The sequence below is a fragment of the Mesorhizobium sp. M7A.F.Ce.TU.012.03.2.1 genome, assembly GCF_004006095.1.
GTDB lineage: Bacteria > Pseudomonadota > Alphaproteobacteria > Rhizobiales > Rhizobiaceae > Mesorhizobium.
The window spans coordinates 6423100-6438295 of record NZ_CP034779.1; the positions used below are offsets into that span (position 1 = coordinate 6423100).

General features: G+C 63.6%; 18 protein-coding genes and 1 pseudogene. 4 read left to right on the forward strand and 15 right to left on the reverse strand.

The features are described from left to right. Window position 1 precedes the first annotated feature (1 nt). A complete protein-coding gene (locus tag EJ079_RS31830) occupies window positions 2-943 on the forward strand; it encodes an alpha/beta hydrolase (protein WP_127811098.1) in 942 nt (313 codons plus the stop codon). Window positions 944-953: 10 nt separating this feature from the next. Here the strand turns inward: EJ079_RS31830 and EJ079_RS31835 are convergent, their stop codons facing one another. Beyond that, window positions 954-1988 (reverse strand): LacI family DNA-binding transcriptional regulator, encoded by a 1035-nt coding sequence (locus EJ079_RS31835; protein WP_127811099.1) that lies wholly within the window; start codon window positions 1986-1988, stop codon window positions 954-956. Between the two features lie 413 nt (window positions 1989-2401). Here EJ079_RS31835 and rsgA point away from each other — a divergent pair, with 413 nt between their 5' ends. Further along, a complete protein-coding gene (rsgA, locus tag EJ079_RS31840) occupies window positions 2402-3412 on the forward strand; it encodes a ribosome small subunit-dependent GTPase A (RefSeq protein WP_164873892.1) in 1011 nt (336 codons plus the stop codon). Between the two features lie 26 nt (window positions 3413-3438). Here rsgA and EJ079_RS31845 read toward each other — a convergent pair whose 3' ends face one another. Further along, window positions 3439-3972 (reverse strand): sterol desaturase family protein, encoded by a 534-nt coding sequence (locus EJ079_RS31845; RefSeq protein WP_127811100.1) that lies wholly within the window; start codon window positions 3970-3972, stop codon window positions 3439-3441. Window positions 3973-4145: 173 nt separating this feature from the next. On the opposite strand from EJ079_RS31845, the gene EJ079_RS31850 reads away from it, so the two are divergent. Then, the gene (locus EJ079_RS31850; RefSeq protein WP_127397441.1) at window positions 4146-4616 is read left to right on the forward strand and encodes an NUDIX domain-containing protein; all 471 of its coding nucleotides are present in this window, start codon (window positions 4146-4148) and stop codon (window positions 4614-4616) included. A gap of 10 nt (window positions 4617-4626) precedes the next feature. On the opposite strand, the gene pobA is transcribed toward EJ079_RS31850, so the two are convergent. The 6 genes from pobA to pcaD are packed head-to-tail and all read right to left on the reverse strand — an operon-like array spanning window position 4627 to window position 9439. Next, complete coding sequence (pobA, locus tag EJ079_RS31855) at window positions 4627-5799, reverse strand: 4-hydroxybenzoate 3-monooxygenase (RefSeq protein ID WP_127811101.1); 1173 nt, start codon at window positions 5797-5799, stop codon at window positions 4627-4629. Continuing rightward, window positions 5799-6851: a 3-carboxy-cis,cis-muconate cycloisomerase gene (locus EJ079_RS31860; protein WP_127811102.1), complete on the reverse strand. Its 1053-nt coding sequence runs from the start codon at window positions 6849-6851 to the stop codon at window positions 5799-5801. Before EJ079_RS31860 ends, pobA begins: the two co-directional genes overlap by 1 nt. Window positions 6852-6870: 19 nt before the next feature. Beyond that, window positions 6871-7485, reverse strand: coding sequence for a protocatechuate 3,4-dioxygenase subunit alpha (pcaG, locus tag EJ079_RS31865; protein ID WP_127396354.1), 615 nt, complete (start codon window positions 7483-7485; stop codon window positions 6871-6873). Then, window positions 7485-8240, reverse strand: coding sequence for a protocatechuate 3,4-dioxygenase subunit beta (gene pcaH, locus EJ079_RS31870; RefSeq protein WP_127318461.1), 756 nt, complete (start codon window positions 8238-8240; stop codon window positions 7485-7487). The genes pcaG and pcaH overlap by 1 nt, the downstream gene beginning before the upstream one ends. Next, window positions 8230-8637: a 4-carboxymuconolactone decarboxylase gene (pcaC, locus tag EJ079_RS31875; protein ID WP_127318459.1), complete on the reverse strand. Its 408-nt coding sequence runs from the start codon at window positions 8635-8637 to the stop codon at window positions 8230-8232. Before pcaC ends, pcaH begins: the two co-directional genes overlap by 11 nt. Next, entirely contained in the window at window positions 8630-9439 is an 810-nt protein-coding gene (gene pcaD / locus EJ079_RS31880) for a 3-oxoadipate enol-lactonase (RefSeq protein WP_127811103.1), read from the reverse strand. Before pcaD ends, pcaC begins: the two co-directional genes overlap by 8 nt. Window positions 9440-9531: 92 nt before the next feature. On the opposite strand from pcaD, the gene pcaQ reads away from it, so the two are divergent. Beyond that, window positions 9532-10449, forward strand: a complete 918-nt coding sequence (pcaQ, locus tag EJ079_RS31885) for a pca operon transcription factor PcaQ (protein ID WP_127396356.1) — start codon at window positions 9532-9534, stop codon at window positions 10447-10449. Window positions 10450-10471: 22 nt separating this feature from the next. Here pcaQ and EJ079_RS31890 read toward each other — a convergent pair. From EJ079_RS31890 to EJ079_RS31920, 7 genes and pseudogenes are all read right to left on the reverse strand, one after another. Continuing rightward, window positions 10472-10645: pseudogene (locus tag EJ079_RS31890) on the reverse strand (FAD-linked oxidase C-terminal domain-containing protein); the annotation flags it as partial. Window positions 10646-10762: 117 nt separating this feature from the next. Next, a complete protein-coding gene (locus EJ079_RS31895; protein WP_127396357.1) occupies window positions 10763-12022 on the reverse strand; it encodes an ABC transporter substrate-binding protein in 1260 nt (419 codons plus the stop codon). A 48-nt stretch (window positions 12023-12070) separates the two neighbouring features. After that, window positions 12071-12499 carry a DUF4440 domain-containing protein gene (locus tag EJ079_RS31900; RefSeq protein WP_127266587.1) on the reverse strand — a complete coding sequence of 143 codons (429 nt, stop codon included), beginning with the start codon at window positions 12497-12499 and terminating at the stop codon, window positions 12071-12073. Then, window positions 12496-13551, reverse strand: coding sequence for an aldo/keto reductase (locus tag EJ079_RS31905; protein WP_127811104.1), 1056 nt, complete (start codon window positions 13549-13551; stop codon window positions 12496-12498). Before EJ079_RS31905 ends, EJ079_RS31900 begins: the two co-directional genes overlap by 4 nt. Beyond that, window positions 13548-13901 (reverse strand): TIGR04076 family protein, encoded by a 354-nt coding sequence (locus tag EJ079_RS31910; protein WP_127270671.1) that lies wholly within the window; start codon window positions 13899-13901, stop codon window positions 13548-13550. The genes EJ079_RS31905 and EJ079_RS31910 overlap by 4 nt, the downstream gene beginning before the upstream one ends. Next, window positions 13902-14384: a DUF3830 family protein gene (locus tag EJ079_RS31915; protein ID WP_127270673.1), complete on the reverse strand. Its 483-nt coding sequence runs from the start codon at window positions 14382-14384 to the stop codon at window positions 13902-13904. Beyond that, window positions 14381-15115 carry a GntR family transcriptional regulator gene (locus EJ079_RS31920; protein WP_127811105.1) on the reverse strand — a complete coding sequence of 245 codons (735 nt, stop codon included), beginning with the start codon at window positions 15113-15115 and terminating at the stop codon, window positions 14381-14383. Before EJ079_RS31920 ends, EJ079_RS31915 begins: the two co-directional genes overlap by 4 nt. Between the last annotated feature and the right edge of the window lie 81 nt (window positions 15116-15196).

Genomic DNA, 15196 nt, shown 5'->3' on the forward strand with positions numbered 1-15196 from the left:
GATGACGCTCGATCCGGATGCGCTGCGCGTCCTCGAAATCGGTCGCGCGGCCGGCGGCGAGCCGTTCGAGACCGGCAGCGTGGTGGCGGCACGCGCCGCTTACAATGCCTCGTTCCCAACGCTGCAGGGCGAGCACGAGCCGGTTGCAACGACTTTGGAACAGCAAATCCAAGCGCCGAACGGGCCCATTGCGCTCCGCATCCATCGCGGCATTGGCGCACCGCAAAGCGGGGCGCCGACGCTGCTCTATCTGCATGGCGGCGGCTGGGTCGTCGGCAACCTCGATTCGCATGACGAGATCTGTCGCCTGATGGCCAATCTCGGCGGCGCCGTCATTGTCTGTCCCGATTATCGCCTGGCGCCAGAGCACAAATTTCCCGCCGGGCTCGAGGATTGCCTGGCAACACTGCGCTTCATAGCGGAGAATGCCGCAGGTCTCGGCATCGACATCAGACGCATCGGCGTTGCCGGCGACAGCGCCGGCGGCAATCTCGCCACGGTGCTGGCGCTGCTTGCCCGCGATGGGCTTGCGCCTCCGCTTGCGGCGCAACTCCTGATCTATCCCAACACCGACGCTCGGCAGGCATCGAATAGCTACCAGCGTTTCGGCGACGGCTTCGGGCTCACCGCAACCACCATGGCATGGTTCCGCGACCACTATGTGCGAACGCCCGAGGACATCATGGACTGGCGCGTCTCGCCCTTGCTGGCGCCTGACCTCGCCCGCGTTGCGCCGACCTTTGTAGCGCTTGCCGGCTGCGACATCCTCGCCGACGAAGGGGCAGCCTATGCGGCGCGCCTGCAAGCCGCGGGCGTTCCGCTCATCCTGCGGCAATGGCCGGGCCAGATCCACGGCTTCGTCTCAATGGGACGCCATATCCCCGCTGCCCGGCAAGCGGTGGCCGAGGCGGTGGCTGCCTGGCGCCAGTTCGAGAAAAGCTGACGCCGGTCGCTCAGGCTGACTGACGCATCACCAGGGTGGCGCCGAGCTTGACGGTGCGCGCCATGTCCTGCTTCGGCGGATCGGCCTCGTCCAGCAAGGCCAGCAGGATCTCGACACTGCGGCCGGCCATGGCGGCGAAATCCTGCGCCATGGTGGTCAGCGCCGGGCAGGTGTAGCGGCTCAGCGGATGATCGTCGTGTGCTGCAACCCGCAGATCGCAATCGGGCCTGCGGCCGACCTTCAGGCCGCGCGAGTACGCAGCCGCCATCACGCCAAAGGCGAGACGATCATTGGCGCACAGGATGGTGCGGCCGGGCAAGGCGCCGGCCTCCAGCATTTTTTCCGTCTGCTCGTAGCCGATGCGTTCGAAGTCCCAGGTGTAATCGCGGGTGCCTTCGATGACGACCGGCTTGAACCCGGCGGTCTCCATCGCGACGATGTAGCTTTCCTGGCGTTCGCCGGAGTTGTGGTTGACGTGTGGGATGTCGAGATAGACCGGCGGCTCACCCGAACGGCAGAGATAGTCGACGATGGTCGAGACGCTCTGCCGGTTGTCGTTGCCGACGAACGGCGTATCGCCCTCGATATAGGTGTCGAAATAGACAATCGGAATATCCTGCCCGAGCTTGTCGAAGACGCCGCGGTCGGAAGCCAGACCCAGTGGGGCGATGATCGCGCCGGCGACCTTCAGGGACAGCAGCGTCCTGACCGACTCCGCCTCCAGCTTCGGCGAACCATGCGAGGAGATGACGATCGGCCAGTAGCCTTCGTCGCGGCAGCGAAATTCGATGCGGCTGACCATCTCGGCGTAGAACGGATCGGTGATCGTCGGCACGACGATGCCGATGTTGCGGGTGCGCTTGCGGTTGAGATTTCGGGCGAAAAGGTTGGGCTGATAGTCCGAGGAGCGCAGGGCGGCTTCGATGCGCGCCCGCGTCGCCGGCTTCACGCTCGCCGGATCGTCGAAATATTTGGACAACGTCGGCCGGGACACCCCGCATGCCTGGGCGAAGTCATCCATCGTGCGGTGCGTCTTCTCCGCCATCGATATATTCCTGATCCCTGTCATGATCGGCCCGCCCCAGTCATGCGGCCGTTGACCGGATGCGACAATGCTGGATGGAACTTATTCAGTCAATTTTCACAGTTACCAATAGAACCCAAAAACATTGCATGCGTCAAATTATTCGTTAACGTTTCAAAATTGAGGCGGCTCGCCGCCGTTTTTTCCCGCCAAACGCTTTCGGATAGCGCTGTTTCATCGACTTGATCGTCAGTTCGACGATCGAGGGATGGGCTGCAGAAGCTTGCCGCTCGCTCTCGGCTCCGGGCCTGCTTGCCAAATGCCGCCATGCCGCCCATACAGCTGGGCAATTGCCCACCCCGTCCGCGCCTCACCTGCCAGGGATACTCTCCGATGTCCGCGACGCCGTGGTCAAAGCCGTGACGGACCACTCCATGCCATCGCTTGCCGGCCTGGGCTGGACGGATTTTTTTGGCGACCAGCTCGAACCCGACGACGCCGATCTTGTCCCGACGCGGATCGCCACCGTCCACCGCGATCGCCTGACCGGCCTGACCCAGGCAGGGCCGGTCGATCTGACGCTGCCGGCGCAGGCGAACACCGGCGACTATGCGGTCGGCGACTGGGTACTGGTCGATGGGCATGAACACCTTGTGCAGCGCCGCCTGGTCCGCAAGACGGTGCTGGAGCGCCGCACCCAGGGCGGCAGGGTGCCGCAGCTTGCCGCGGCCAATGTCGACACGCTGTTCATCGTCACCTCTTGCAATGCCGACTTCAATCCCGCCCGGCTCGAGCGTTATCTGGCACTCGCCAATGAGGCCGGAACGACGCCAGTGATCCTGCTGACCAAGGCCGATACCGCTGAAGACGCCGAGACATATGCAAGGCAGGCTGCCGCGTTGCAGCGTGGATTGCCGGTCGTGACGCTGAACCCCCGGACATCGGATGCGGCAACCATCCTGGCTGCCTGGTGCGGTGTCGGCCAGACGGTGGCGCTGATCGGCTCCTCCGGCGTCGGCAAATCGACGCTGGTCAACACGCTGGCCGGATCGGGGCAGCAATCGCCGCAGCAGACCGGAGGCATACGCGAGCACGATGCCAAGGGACGCCACACCACCACGTCGCGATCGCTGCACGCCATTGCCGGCGGCGGCTGGGTGATCGACACGCCGGGAATGCGGACGCTGCAAGTCAGCGACGTCGGCTATGGCATCGACACGCTGTTTGCCGAAATCACCGAGCTCGCGCCGCTCTGCAAGTTCCGCGACTGCACGCATGTGCATGAGCCGGGCTGTGCTGTGCAGGCTGCCTTGAAGGCCGGGACGCTCGATCCCGAGCGCCTTGCCCGCTGGCGCAAGCTGTCCGACGAAAACCAGAACAACACGCCGGCTCAGAGCGGACCCCGCGGAGCCAAGTCTCCCGGAGGTCGCGGGAAGAGGCGTTGAACGATTGGGGTTGATCTGGCCTCGGACTAGAGCCGCGCCGTCCCGAAAACGCGATCCCAGAACGCCGACGTCACACCGAAATTGGCCGTTTCCTCGATGTGGTGATGGACCGCGTGGCGACGCTTGAGCGTGTAGAGATAGCTCGGATGCGCGGGATGCCAGTGATGGATCATGTGGTGGATGCTGATGTACCAGAGGTACCCCAGCATCAACCCGCAGCTTACCGCGCTAGCGGTGGCGAAATCCGAGATCATCCATAGCGGCAGGAACGCGACCAGCGCATGCACCCCGAGGCTGAGCCAGGTCGGCGTGCCCACCGAACTGCGCTCCTCGACATGGTGACGGTCGTGCAGGTCCTTGATGTAGGGAATGTGGTGAAGAACGAACCTGTGCAGCACATACTCGATCAGCGTCCAGAGGCCGAGACAGGCGAGGACCGTGCCTATCCAGCCCGGCGCACCCTCTTCGCCGGCTTCGAGCAGCCCGGCCACTGCCAGCACGGCGATTACCAGCGGATACACGACGAAGTCGCTGTAGTAGCCAATAAGACCGAGTTGCATCGTCACCTAGCCTTCGAGCCGCCAAATAGGCGATGGTATCAGATTGCCGGACTCGCGGGTGAGGTGCAATGCAGCCGCGCCTGACATAGCGTCGCAATCCCTTGGTGCAAGGTTCGCGTCAACGATTCAAGGAACCAGTGGCAGGCTGCCGGCTTCGCAGACGGACATATAAAATGGCAAAACGGAGTGCGGGATTGCTGATCCATCGCCGCGAAGACGGTGGTCTCAAAGTGTTGCTGGTTCACCCGGGCGGCCCCTTCTGGGCGAAGAAGGACGATGGTGCGTGGTCGATACCGAAGGGTCTTGTCGACGAAAACGAGGACGAGTTGACGGCAGCGCAACGCGAGACCGAGGAAGAGCTTGGCGTCAAGGTCGATGGATACTTCACTCGTCTCGGCGACTACAGGCAACCGGGCGGCAAGATCGTCTCGGCCTGGTCCGTCGAGGCGACCATCGACATCGATGTGACCTCCATCAAGAGCAACAGCTTCACCATGGAATGGCCGCCAAGGTCGGGATCCCTGAAGGAGTTCCCGGAGGTCGACAGAGCGGGCTGGTTCACCTTGCCCGAGGCCGAGGTGAAAATCCTCAAGGGGCAGCGCCCGATGCTTTTGGATTTTGCCAGGCAGCAAGGCGCTGGATGATCCGCAGCCCTCAATAAGGCAGGCCGACATAGTTCTCGGCGAGCGCGGTCGATGCGGCGCGCGAGTGCACGAGGTAGTCGAGTTCGGCCTCCTGGATGCGTTGCCCGAAATCGCCGGTGTCGGGAAAACGGTGCAGCATCGTCGTCATCCACCAGGAAAAGCGCACCGCCTTCCAGACCCGTGCCAGCGCCTTGCCGGAATAGGCGTCGATGCCATCATGTGACTTCTCGACGTAGAAGTCGCGCAAACCTGCGAAGAGATAGCGCACGTCGCTGGCGGCGAGGTTGAGGCCTTTCGCCCCGGTCGGCGGTACGATATGGGCGGCGTCGCCAACCAGGAACATCCTGCCGAAGCGCATTGGCTCGGCAACGAAGGAGCGCAGCGGCGCGATCGATTTCTCGAAAGATGGGCCGGTGACGACATTTGCCGCGGTCTGCTCCGGCAAGCGGCGGCGCAACTCGTCCCAGAAGCGCTCATCCGACCACGCCTCCACGCGATCGTCCTGGGGGCATTGCACATAGTAGCGGCTGCGATGCGTCGAGCGCATCGAGCACAGCGCAAAACCCCGCTCGTGATTGGCGTAGACCAGTTCGCGGTCGGCTGGCGGCACCTCGGCCAGCACGCCGAGCCAGCCGAACGGATACTGCCGCTCGAAGATTTTTAGGGTACGCTCGGGCACCGATTTGCGGCTGACGCCATGATAACCGTCGCAGCCGGCAACGAAGTCGCAGTCGATGCGATGCGTGACGCCATCCTTGTCATAGGTGGCGAAAGGCGCGGTGCCGTCGAAATCGTGCAGAGCGACATTTGCCGCCTCGTAGATCGTGGTCAGCCCAGCCGCGTCGCGCTTGTCCATCAAATCATGCGTCACCTCGGTCTGGCCATAGACGGTGACATGCCTGCCGTCGGTCAGCGCCTTGAGGTCGATGCGATGCAAGCGTCCGTCGAAGGCGAGCGAGATGCCAGTATGCGGCAGCCCTTCGGCATGCAGCCTTGCCGCCGCGCCGGCCTGTTCCAGCAATTCGACGGTGCCCTGTTCGAGCACCCCTGCCCGCACGCGGCCAAGCACGTGCTCGCGGCTTGCGCGTTCCAGAATGACCGTCTCGACGCCGATGCCGGCCAGCAATTGCCCAAGCAGCAGCCCGGACGGCCCGGACCCGATGACGACGATTTGCGTGCGCATCAGTGGCCGAGACTTTCGACCTGTGCGGCCAGTTCGGCGGCAAGGCGCAGCGACGCTGCCGTTGCGACGACCATCTGCGGCAGCAATAGCCACTCCAGCGTCCATGCAGCACCCGACCGCTCCTGCTCATGCACGAGCGCGTGATGCAGGCCGGCAAGCTGCGTGGCGTTGAAGCGGGCAAGCGCCACCAGCGCTTCGGCCTTCACCGGGTTCTGCTTGTGAGGCATGGTAGACGAGCCGCCACCGCCGGAAAGTTTGATTTCGGTTCCACCTTGCGCCAGCAGAGCGATGTCCTGGCCGAATTTGCCGAGGCTGCCGGTCAGCAGCGATAACCAACCGGCAAAATCGGCGAGAGCGTCGCGCTGGTTCTGCCATTGCGGTGCGTCGCCAAGACCAAGCCTGACGGCCAGGGCTGCGCGCACTGCCTTTCCTTTGTCGCCTAGTTTTTCCAGTGTGCCGGCGGCACCGCCGAACTGCACCACCAGCAAGCGTCTCGACTGTTCCGGCAGCCTTTCCTGATGCCGTTGCAGCGGCCCCTGCCACGCTGCCACACGATCCTGCACTTTGATCTGAATCGCCTTCTGCATACGCGTCATGCCGGTCAGCGCCCTGCCGCCAAAACGCTCTTCGAGCGAGGCGAGGCGCATGACGGTTTCGGTCAACAGCAGATCGAGATGCTCGACGACGGGTTTCAGCCGAAGCATCAGGCCCGTGTCGACGACGTCCTGACTGGTCGCGCCGAAATGCACTTTCTGGCCATGCGGTTCGCCGACCGCCGCCCTGATCTGGCGCACCAACTCCGGCACCATGACGCCGTCTTTGGCGACCCCGGCTCGCAGCAGAGCCGTGTTCGGCCGGAACGTGCCAAGCGCCGCCACGATAGCTGCCTCGGCATCTTTGGAGATTATCCCGTTATCGGCCTCCGCTTGCGACAGCGCCTGTTCAAAGGCCAACATGGCCTCGATTTCCGCCTCGACGGAAAAATGCCTCGCCGCTTCTTCGTCGCCGAGAAGAGCGGAGAGCAGCGGATGGTCGAAAGGCGATACAGTCATGTCACAGGCCTCCTGAGCATCAGCTATCGAAGAAGACCGTTTCCTTCTCCCCCTGGAGATGGACGTCGAAGACATACATATCGCCTTGGCGCTCGGCGATCAGCGTCGGCACGCGAAGGCGGTGCTCGACCCGCGCAAGGATCGGATCTTCAGCATTGGCCTTTTCCTCATCGGAAAAATACAGTCTTGTGTGCAGGCCGAGATTGATGCCGCGGGCGACGATCCAGAGCGTGATATGCGGCGCCATCAGGCGACCATCGTTGAACGGGACGCGGCCAGGCTTGATCGTCTCGAACGCACACAGGCCGGTGTCCATGTCGGTCGGGCAACGGCCCCAGCCGAAGAAGTTGGGATCGGCCGTGCCGCGCGGTTCTGCCGGCGAATTGTAGAGCCCGTCGGCATCCGCCTGCCAGATCTCGATCAGCGCATCCTTGAGCGGCGTGCCGGTGCCGTCGAGCACCCGGATGCGCAGGCCGATGCGCTCGCCCCTGGTCTTGTCGTTGACCATGGTGGCGCCAAGGTCGGTCGGATAGACACCGCCGATGCCGCAGAAATTGGGTGTCAGCCCGATATGGACGTACGGTCCGGCGGTCTGCGAGGGGCTCTCCCTGAGCCGGTCGAGCGACTGAGCCATCAATTGCCCTCCAGCCTGTTTTCGAACCGCGACGCGCGGCGCCCGCGCAGAACGATGTCGAACTTGTAGGCGCGCGCGTCGAAGGGGATCGTCGCTTGCATGTCGAGCGTTGCGATCAGCGTCTCAATGGCCGCCTTGTCGGGGATGCCGCGCACGATCGGGCAGTGCCAGATCAGCGGATCGCCCTCGAAATACATCTGCGTGATCAGCCGCTGCGCAAAGCCGTGACCAAAGACAGAGAAATGGATGTGCGAAGGCCGCCAGTCGTTCGGCCCGTTCGGCCAGGGATAGGGACCGGGCTTGACGGTACGAAACGCATAGAAGCCATCCTCGCCTGTAATAGTTCGGCCACAACCGCCAAAATTCGGATCGAGTGGCGCCAGATAGCCATCCCTCTTATGGCGATAGCGGCCACCGGCATTGGCCTGCCAGAACTCAAGCAGCGCGCCGGGCACGCCAACGCCGCGTTCGTCGAGCACCCGCCCATAGACGAGGATGCGCTCACCGAGCGCGCTCTCGCCGGGCCTGGCGAAATTGTGGATCAGGTCGGCGTCGAGTTCGCCGAGCATGGCGTGACCGAAGACCGGGCCTGCAATCTCCGATAGCGTGTTGTCGAACGACAGCGGCGCCTTTTGCGGTGAGCGCAGCACCGAGGTTTTATAGTTCGGCGTCAGAGCCGGCGGATGCCATGTCCGGTCGCGCTGGAAGAAGGCGCCGGTCTCGGGCCTCCGGGTCGAGCCGGACTCAGCGGGCATTCTGGCTCCCGTCCATTTCCGAAAACACCTCCTTGGCGATCTTGAAGGCACGGTTGGCGGCCGGCACGCCGGCATAGATGGCGACATGCAGGAACGCCTCGCAGATGTCGTCGCGCGACGCACCGGTGTTGGCGGTGGCGCGCACATGCATGGCGATCTCCTCATCATGGCCGAGTGCGGCCAGCAGCGCCAGCGTGACGATCGAACGCTCACGCTTGGTGAAGCCCGGCCGCGCCCACACGGTTCCCCAGGCAGCCTCGGTGATCAGCTCCTGGAAAGGCTGGTCGAAATCGGTGGCGGCGATTTCGGCCCGGTCGACATGCCGGTCGCCGAGTACCGAGCGCCGCACCGCGAGCCCCTTGCGATATCTGGCTGCGTCGCCGGGGACTTCATCCATGAGTTTCTGCTCCAGGGGCAAGCGACGCGATAAAACTGCGGATTAGGGCGACCAGCGCTTCGGGTTGTTCGACGCAAGGAATGTGTCCGGCGTCGCGGATGATCTCGAAGCGCGCGGCGGGGATCAGCTCGGCCAGCGAGCGGACGAGATCGGGCGGCGTCGAGCCATCCTGGTCGCCCGCGACACAGAGTGTCGGCACCGCGATGCGGCGTGCGGCATCGGTGAAATCGGCATCGCGAACGGCAACGCAGGTCCCGATGTAACCGGCGAGCGCTTGCCTGGTCATCATGTTCCTATAGCCGTCGAGCTCGGCTGGACGCGCCGCGTGGAAGGCGGGGGTGAACCACATTTTGAGCACGCCATCGGCAATCGCCTGGATGCCCTTGCTTTCGACCGTTGCGATGCGTGTGTTCCAGCTGTCCGTCGTGCCGATCTTGTGCGCCGTGTCGCAAAGGATCAGGCCTTCGACGATTTCAGGTCGCCTGGCATAGAGCCCCTGCGCGATCATGCCGCCGACCGACAGGCCGCACAGCACGACTTTGCTCAATTCGAAATGATCGATGAGGCCCGAGAGATCATCGACATGATCGTCGATCGACCTGATGTCGCCGATGTCGGACAGCCCGTGACCGCGCTTGTCATAGACCAGCAGCGGCATTTCACCATCGAGCGCCGAGACAATTTCGTCCCAGATCCGGAAGTCGGTGCCCAGTGAATTGATGAATATGATAGGGCGCGCATTGCCGCTCGCCTTGATGTGGCGATGGTGCAGCGTGATGCCGCCGATGGTGAGGAATGGCACGGTTTCGGTCCTTTGCCCCCACATTGCACAAGGCGTTTGGTTCAGTAAAATGATATTTTGCGTCGTTTCATTAACTCATGGGTTATTAATTCATGTCTGAGAGCCGGATCCGGTTCCGCCATTTGCAGGCATTCCTGGAGGTCGCGCGGCAGGGAAGCGTGGCACGAGCGGCTGACTTGCTGCATGTCAGCCCGCCGGCAGTGACCAAGACATTGCGCGAGCTGGAAGGGGCGCTGGGGGTTGCGGTGGTCGAGCGCGACGGCCGCGGCATCCGACTGACGCGCATCGGCGAGATCTTTCTTCGCCATGCCGGAACGGCGATCACGGCACTCAAGCAAGGCATCGATTCCGTCCGCCAGGACGGAGCGGTCAGCCGGCACCCGATCCGCATCGGCGCGCTGCCGACAGTGTCGGCGCGGGTGATACCGCTCGCCATGGGTCTGTTCCTCGAGGAGGACACAGGTGCGGCGATCAAGATCGTCACCGGCGAGAACGCCGTGCTGCTCGAACAGTTGCGCACCGGCGCGCTCGATCTTGTCGTCGGACGGCTGGCGGCGCCGGAAAACATGACCGGCTTCTTCTTCGAGCACCTCTATTCTGAACCGGTGCTGTTCGTGGTGCGAGCCGGACATCCGCTGCTCGATCCGGGACAGGATGTGTTCGCACGGCTCGACGAATTCCCGATGCTGATGCCGACGCGGGAATCGGTCATCCGCCCCTTCGTCGACCGCCTGTTCATCACCAACGGCATGACGGCGCCGGCAACCGAGATCGAAACCGTCTCGGACTCCTTCGGCCGCGCCTTCCTGCGGCAAAGCAATGCCGTCTGGATCATTTCGGCTGGCGTCGTTGCCAATGAACTCGGCAGCGGCGCCTTCGTCGCCCTGCCGGTCAACACCGAGGAAACCAAGGGACCGGTCGGCCTGACCATGCGGACCGACACCGCGCCCTCGCCGGCCTTTTCCATCCTGCTGCAGACCATCCGCGAAGCGGCAAGGCAAAGCGGCTGATGCGTCAGGCTGTGCGGGATCGTCATCGGCAGAAGGCAGTCGGGTCGAGGTCGAAGACCCGTCCCGGATTGAGGATGTTTCTCGGGTCAAGCGCTGCGTTCAGCCGCCGCATCGTGGCGATCTCGGCGTCGCTGCGGACCAGATGCAGCCACTTCTTCTTGTCGAGACCGATGCCATGTTCGGCCGAAACGCCGCCTGCCGGGCAAACGCTCGTCCACGCAAAGCGACGTCGTCCGTGTCCGTCGGCAATGTAAAACAGGACAATCGTCCGGTATCGATCACGATGGATCGTGATCGATACCGGAGAGTTGTCTTACTGAAGCTTGGCTTGCAGCGCGTTGACATCGTCGGTGGTCATTTCACCGTCCGTTGCCACCTTGCCGTCGACGATCTTCCACAGGCGGAACGGGCCGGTGATGTCGCCATATTTATCGAAGGCGACAGGGCCGATGACACCTTCATAGCGGATCGGCTTGCCGTCCTTGATCAGGCCGAGCGCCTTGGCGAATTCTTCCTTGCCGGCAAAGATCGGCGTGCCGGTAGGATCGACGGCCTTGTACATCGCGTCCTTGATCTTGGCCGGATCCTCCGAACCGGCGATGGCGATGGCCAGACCAACAATCGCGCCGGCGTCATAGGAGCGGTCGGCCGCCGGATTGGTCGGTTCGATGCCGGAGAATTCCTTGTAGTTCTTGGTGAAATACTCCGTCGAGGCCGTCGGGCTGGTGCCGGAGGACGTGCCGTAGGCTTCCTTCAGATAATCGGCGCCGACGGATTCGATGAAGTCCGGGCTGTTCATGCCGTCATTGAGCAGGAATTTCTGCACGCCGCCCTGCGAGATCCAGGTACGGGCGACCGTAGCGCCGTCGACCGGCGTGCTGACGAGGTAAAGACCGTCCGGTTCGCCGGCCATTGCCGCCGTGACTTCCGAGGCATAGCTCGACTGCTTCTCATTGTAGGGCGTGTCGGAGACGATGGTGCCGCCGAGCGCTTTGTAGGCACGTGAGAATTCGGCCACCATGTTGACGCCGAAATCGTTGTTGACATGGATGATCGACAGCTTCTTGAAACCCTTGTCGACGGCGTATTTGGCGGCGGCGACGCCCTGCAGCGCATCCGAGGTGATGGTGCGGAAGAAGATGCCGTTGGTCTTGCCGTCGCGGCCGAGCGCGGTCAGCGTCGGCGAGGACGAAGCCGGCGAGACCTGGACGATCTTGGCTGGTGCGGTGACCGAAGTCAGGATCGGGATCGACACCGAGGAGATGATGCCGCCGATGATGACCGGCACCTTCTTGACCTGAACCAGCTGGGTGGCGGCGTCAACGGCGACGTTGCCCTGGCTCTGGCTGTCGCGCGTGTCGGTGACGAGATCGCAGCCGCGCACACCGCCGGCTCCGTTGATGTCGCGGAAGGCCATCTCGACCGACTTGGCGCCGGCCTGGCCGTATTCGCCGGCCGGGCCGGTCAGCTCCATGACGAGGCCGACGGTGATCTTGCAATCGGCGGCTTGCGCAGCACCCGCCATCGTGACGAGGGCGAGCGCGGTGGTGAGTTGGAGTATCGTCTTTGTCATTGTTGTTCCCCTTTCGTTACTCGACTGTATTTGAATTCTGGAGCCTGTTCAGCGTTCCGGCACCTGCAGCCAGGTCTCATGCAGATGTCGCCATTCAACGCCGTTGGGCGCCGATGAACTGGTGGTGAAGACGGCACTGGACTGGCGGCGGCTGTGCTTGCCTGCGCGCAGCTGCGCTTCGACATAGAGGACGACGATGGTATCGGCGTCCTGCCAGCCGGGCCGGATGTCCTCGATCGAAATGGCAAAACCATCGTCGCAGGAAGCGCGGCTTGCGCGGACATGATCGATGACCGCTTCGCGGTCGAGGATCTGCCCGTCCGGCGCCACCATGCTGAGGTCTTTGCCCATGGCGCGTTCGAAGCGGCCGAAGTCCACCGTGTTGGCGCGCGCAGCGACGAACCAGTCGACGAAGAAGCGGTGCAGGTCGATGATTTCGGCGCTGGCGCGTGAAAACAGGGAGGGCTCGTCGCTCATTTCTTCCCCGCATTGAGGTTGTAGTGCATGATTGAGCCGTGACGGCCGTGACGGTCGCGCTCCAGCGTGTAGACGTCGCCCTCGAGACCGGTGCCTTGCGCGATGACGGCGGCAATCCGCGCCCGGTCTTCGGCGTCGAGCGCAACGTCCATGATCTTTGCATTGGCCAGCGCATGCGCCTGGTTGCGGGCGCCGACGATGACGGCCGCCACTTGCGGCTGCTCCAGCACCCAGGCGCTGGCGATGGTGGCGATGTCGACGCCGTGGCGGTCGCCAACGGCCTTCAGCGCCTGAAGCAGGTGCTGGAAAAGGCCCCAGCCGCCGAAATCGTCGATGATCAGCTTGTATTTCACCAGCGAGCGGTTTTCGAGCGGCGTGGCCGGTTCGGCCACGCCGAGCCATTTGTCGCTGAGAAAGCCGCCGGCCACCGAGCCATAGCAGAGGAAGCTGACGCCGTGTTTGGCGGCGAGGTTCGCCAAGCTGTTGCCAGGCCGCTGGTCGAGCACCGAATATTGCAGCTGCTGGCTGACCAGCGGTATGCCGGCGGCAAGGATTTCAGCCAGGCGCGGCGTGTCGAAATTGGTGGTGCCGAGATTGCGCACCTTGCCTTCAAGCCGAAGCTCGTCGAGCCAGCCCATCGCCTCGACATAGCGAGGCTGGTCATAATCCCACCAGTGGAACTGAACGAGATCGAGCCGCTCGGTCTTCAGCCGCCGCAATGACTGGTCGACGATGCTCCTGATGTAGTCGCGGCTGATGCTGGCCAGCCGTTCGAGGTCGGGCACCAGCTTGGTGTGCACCTTCATCCGGGCGGCGACATCGAGGCCGCGCTCACTGGCCAGTCGCAGGCGCGCGGCGCCGATCAATTCCTCGACGCCGGTGTAGATGTCGGCGCAATCATAGGTCCAGATGCCGGCATCGAAGGTGGCGATCAGATCGGCCACCGCCTGGCTGCGGTCGATGGCGCCGTGGCCGCCGGCCAGCTGCCAACCGCCGCGGATGACGCGCGAGATGGTGTAGCCAGAGCCGAGTTCGAAGGTCTTGGCACTCATCTCAGGTCATCCTCTTTAGGCAGCGGCACCGCCGTGGTCTCGGCGTGGCTGAACCGCCGCTTGGCCATCCTGACGATCCTCAGCCGGCTGGCGCAATTGGGATCGGGACAAGCGATCTCCGCGTCCGAGGTCATCCAGTCGTTCGGGTGGGTTGGGCGCTGCTTGGCCGCCAGCAGAGGCAAGACGGCGGCGAGCGAATAGATCGAAAAACCCTGCCCTGCCGGCATCGACAGCATCTCGCCCTTAAGTTCGAAATAGTCGCCTTCCTTGGCGCCGCAATAGATCGGCTTGCCCTCCGGGATGACCGCCTCGACGCGAAGATCGAACAGCTCGAAACTGTCGTCGGCCATTCAAGCCTCCATCAGGCTGAAGGTAACATCGCAGGCGCCGTTGCGGCGGATGACACCGCAAGCGGCGGCGAACCGGTCACGCTCTTCGACGCGCACTTGCGCCACCACGCTGCCGGCCAGCCAGCCGATCGGGAACAAGAGCCGCGCGCCCTGCCCGTAGTAGAGGCCGATGTCGAAGATCGCATTGGGATTGCCGCCCCACATGCGTGGCGGCACGTAGGAAAGCACGATGTCGCCCGGCTGCGGCGTCAGCGTCGCGTTCTCGGCCGGCAACGGTTTCGCATAGGCCTGGCCCTCGAGATCGGCCGCGGGAACCGGACAGGAGATTTCCGGCCCCGTCCACATCGCATGGATGCCAGGGACGACACGTGGCGTGCCGAGATAGGCCGAGAGGAAGGCAGCGTTTTCCGGTGCCTTCTCGGGCAGCAGCAGCGCCGTGACGGAAAGCTGCGAGCGCGGCTCGGTGATCCTGATGGCGGTCATGTCTGGTCTTTCGCGGCGGCGGCCTGCAGCTTGCTGCGCAGGAAGGTGAAGGGGCGGCTGATGTCGGCGACAAGCGATTCGCGCGCCGCCTGCGCATCCTGCGTGGACAGCGCCATGACGATGCGGCGGTGATACTGGGCGGTGTCGACTTCGCCGGCCTCCGAGAAGGCATAGATAGCGACGCGGATGCAGGGCCCCGATTGCAGCCACAGGCTCTCGATCATCGGGATCAGCACGGCCGAGCCGCAGGAGCGGTAGATCTTGAAATGAAAGCTCTGATTGAGCGTCACTTCGCGATCGACGTCCTTCTTGTGTTTCAGCGCCCGCATCTCGTCCCATTCGCCGAGAATGGTTTCGATGGTGGCGATCTGGCGCGGGCCCATGCGGGCGGCGGCCAGCGCGATCGCTTCGCCCTCGATCAGGATGCGGGCACGCAAGAGATCATCCAGCCGTTCCAATGTGATCGGCGGCACACGCACCGAACGGTTGGGCAGCGCCTCCAGCGCCTTTTCCGTGATCAGCCTGCCGAGCGCCTCGCGCACCGGCATGGTCGAGGTGACCAAGGCGTCAGCTAGGCCACGGATGGTCAGCACCTGGCTCGGCTCGAACAGGCCGCCGATCAAGGCGCGGCGCAATTCCGAGTAGACGCGGTCCTGCACAGTTTCGCGGCCGACTGGCGCAAGCTGGGCCGCGATCGCCTCGTTGTTCTTTTCGATGGCAGCCTTTTGCATGGAATTCCGTTCTTGGCCGGTTTTCGGCTTGCGGATGAAATTAAAGCCGAATAGCGTGATCAAAGCAAGTGTGATCACAAA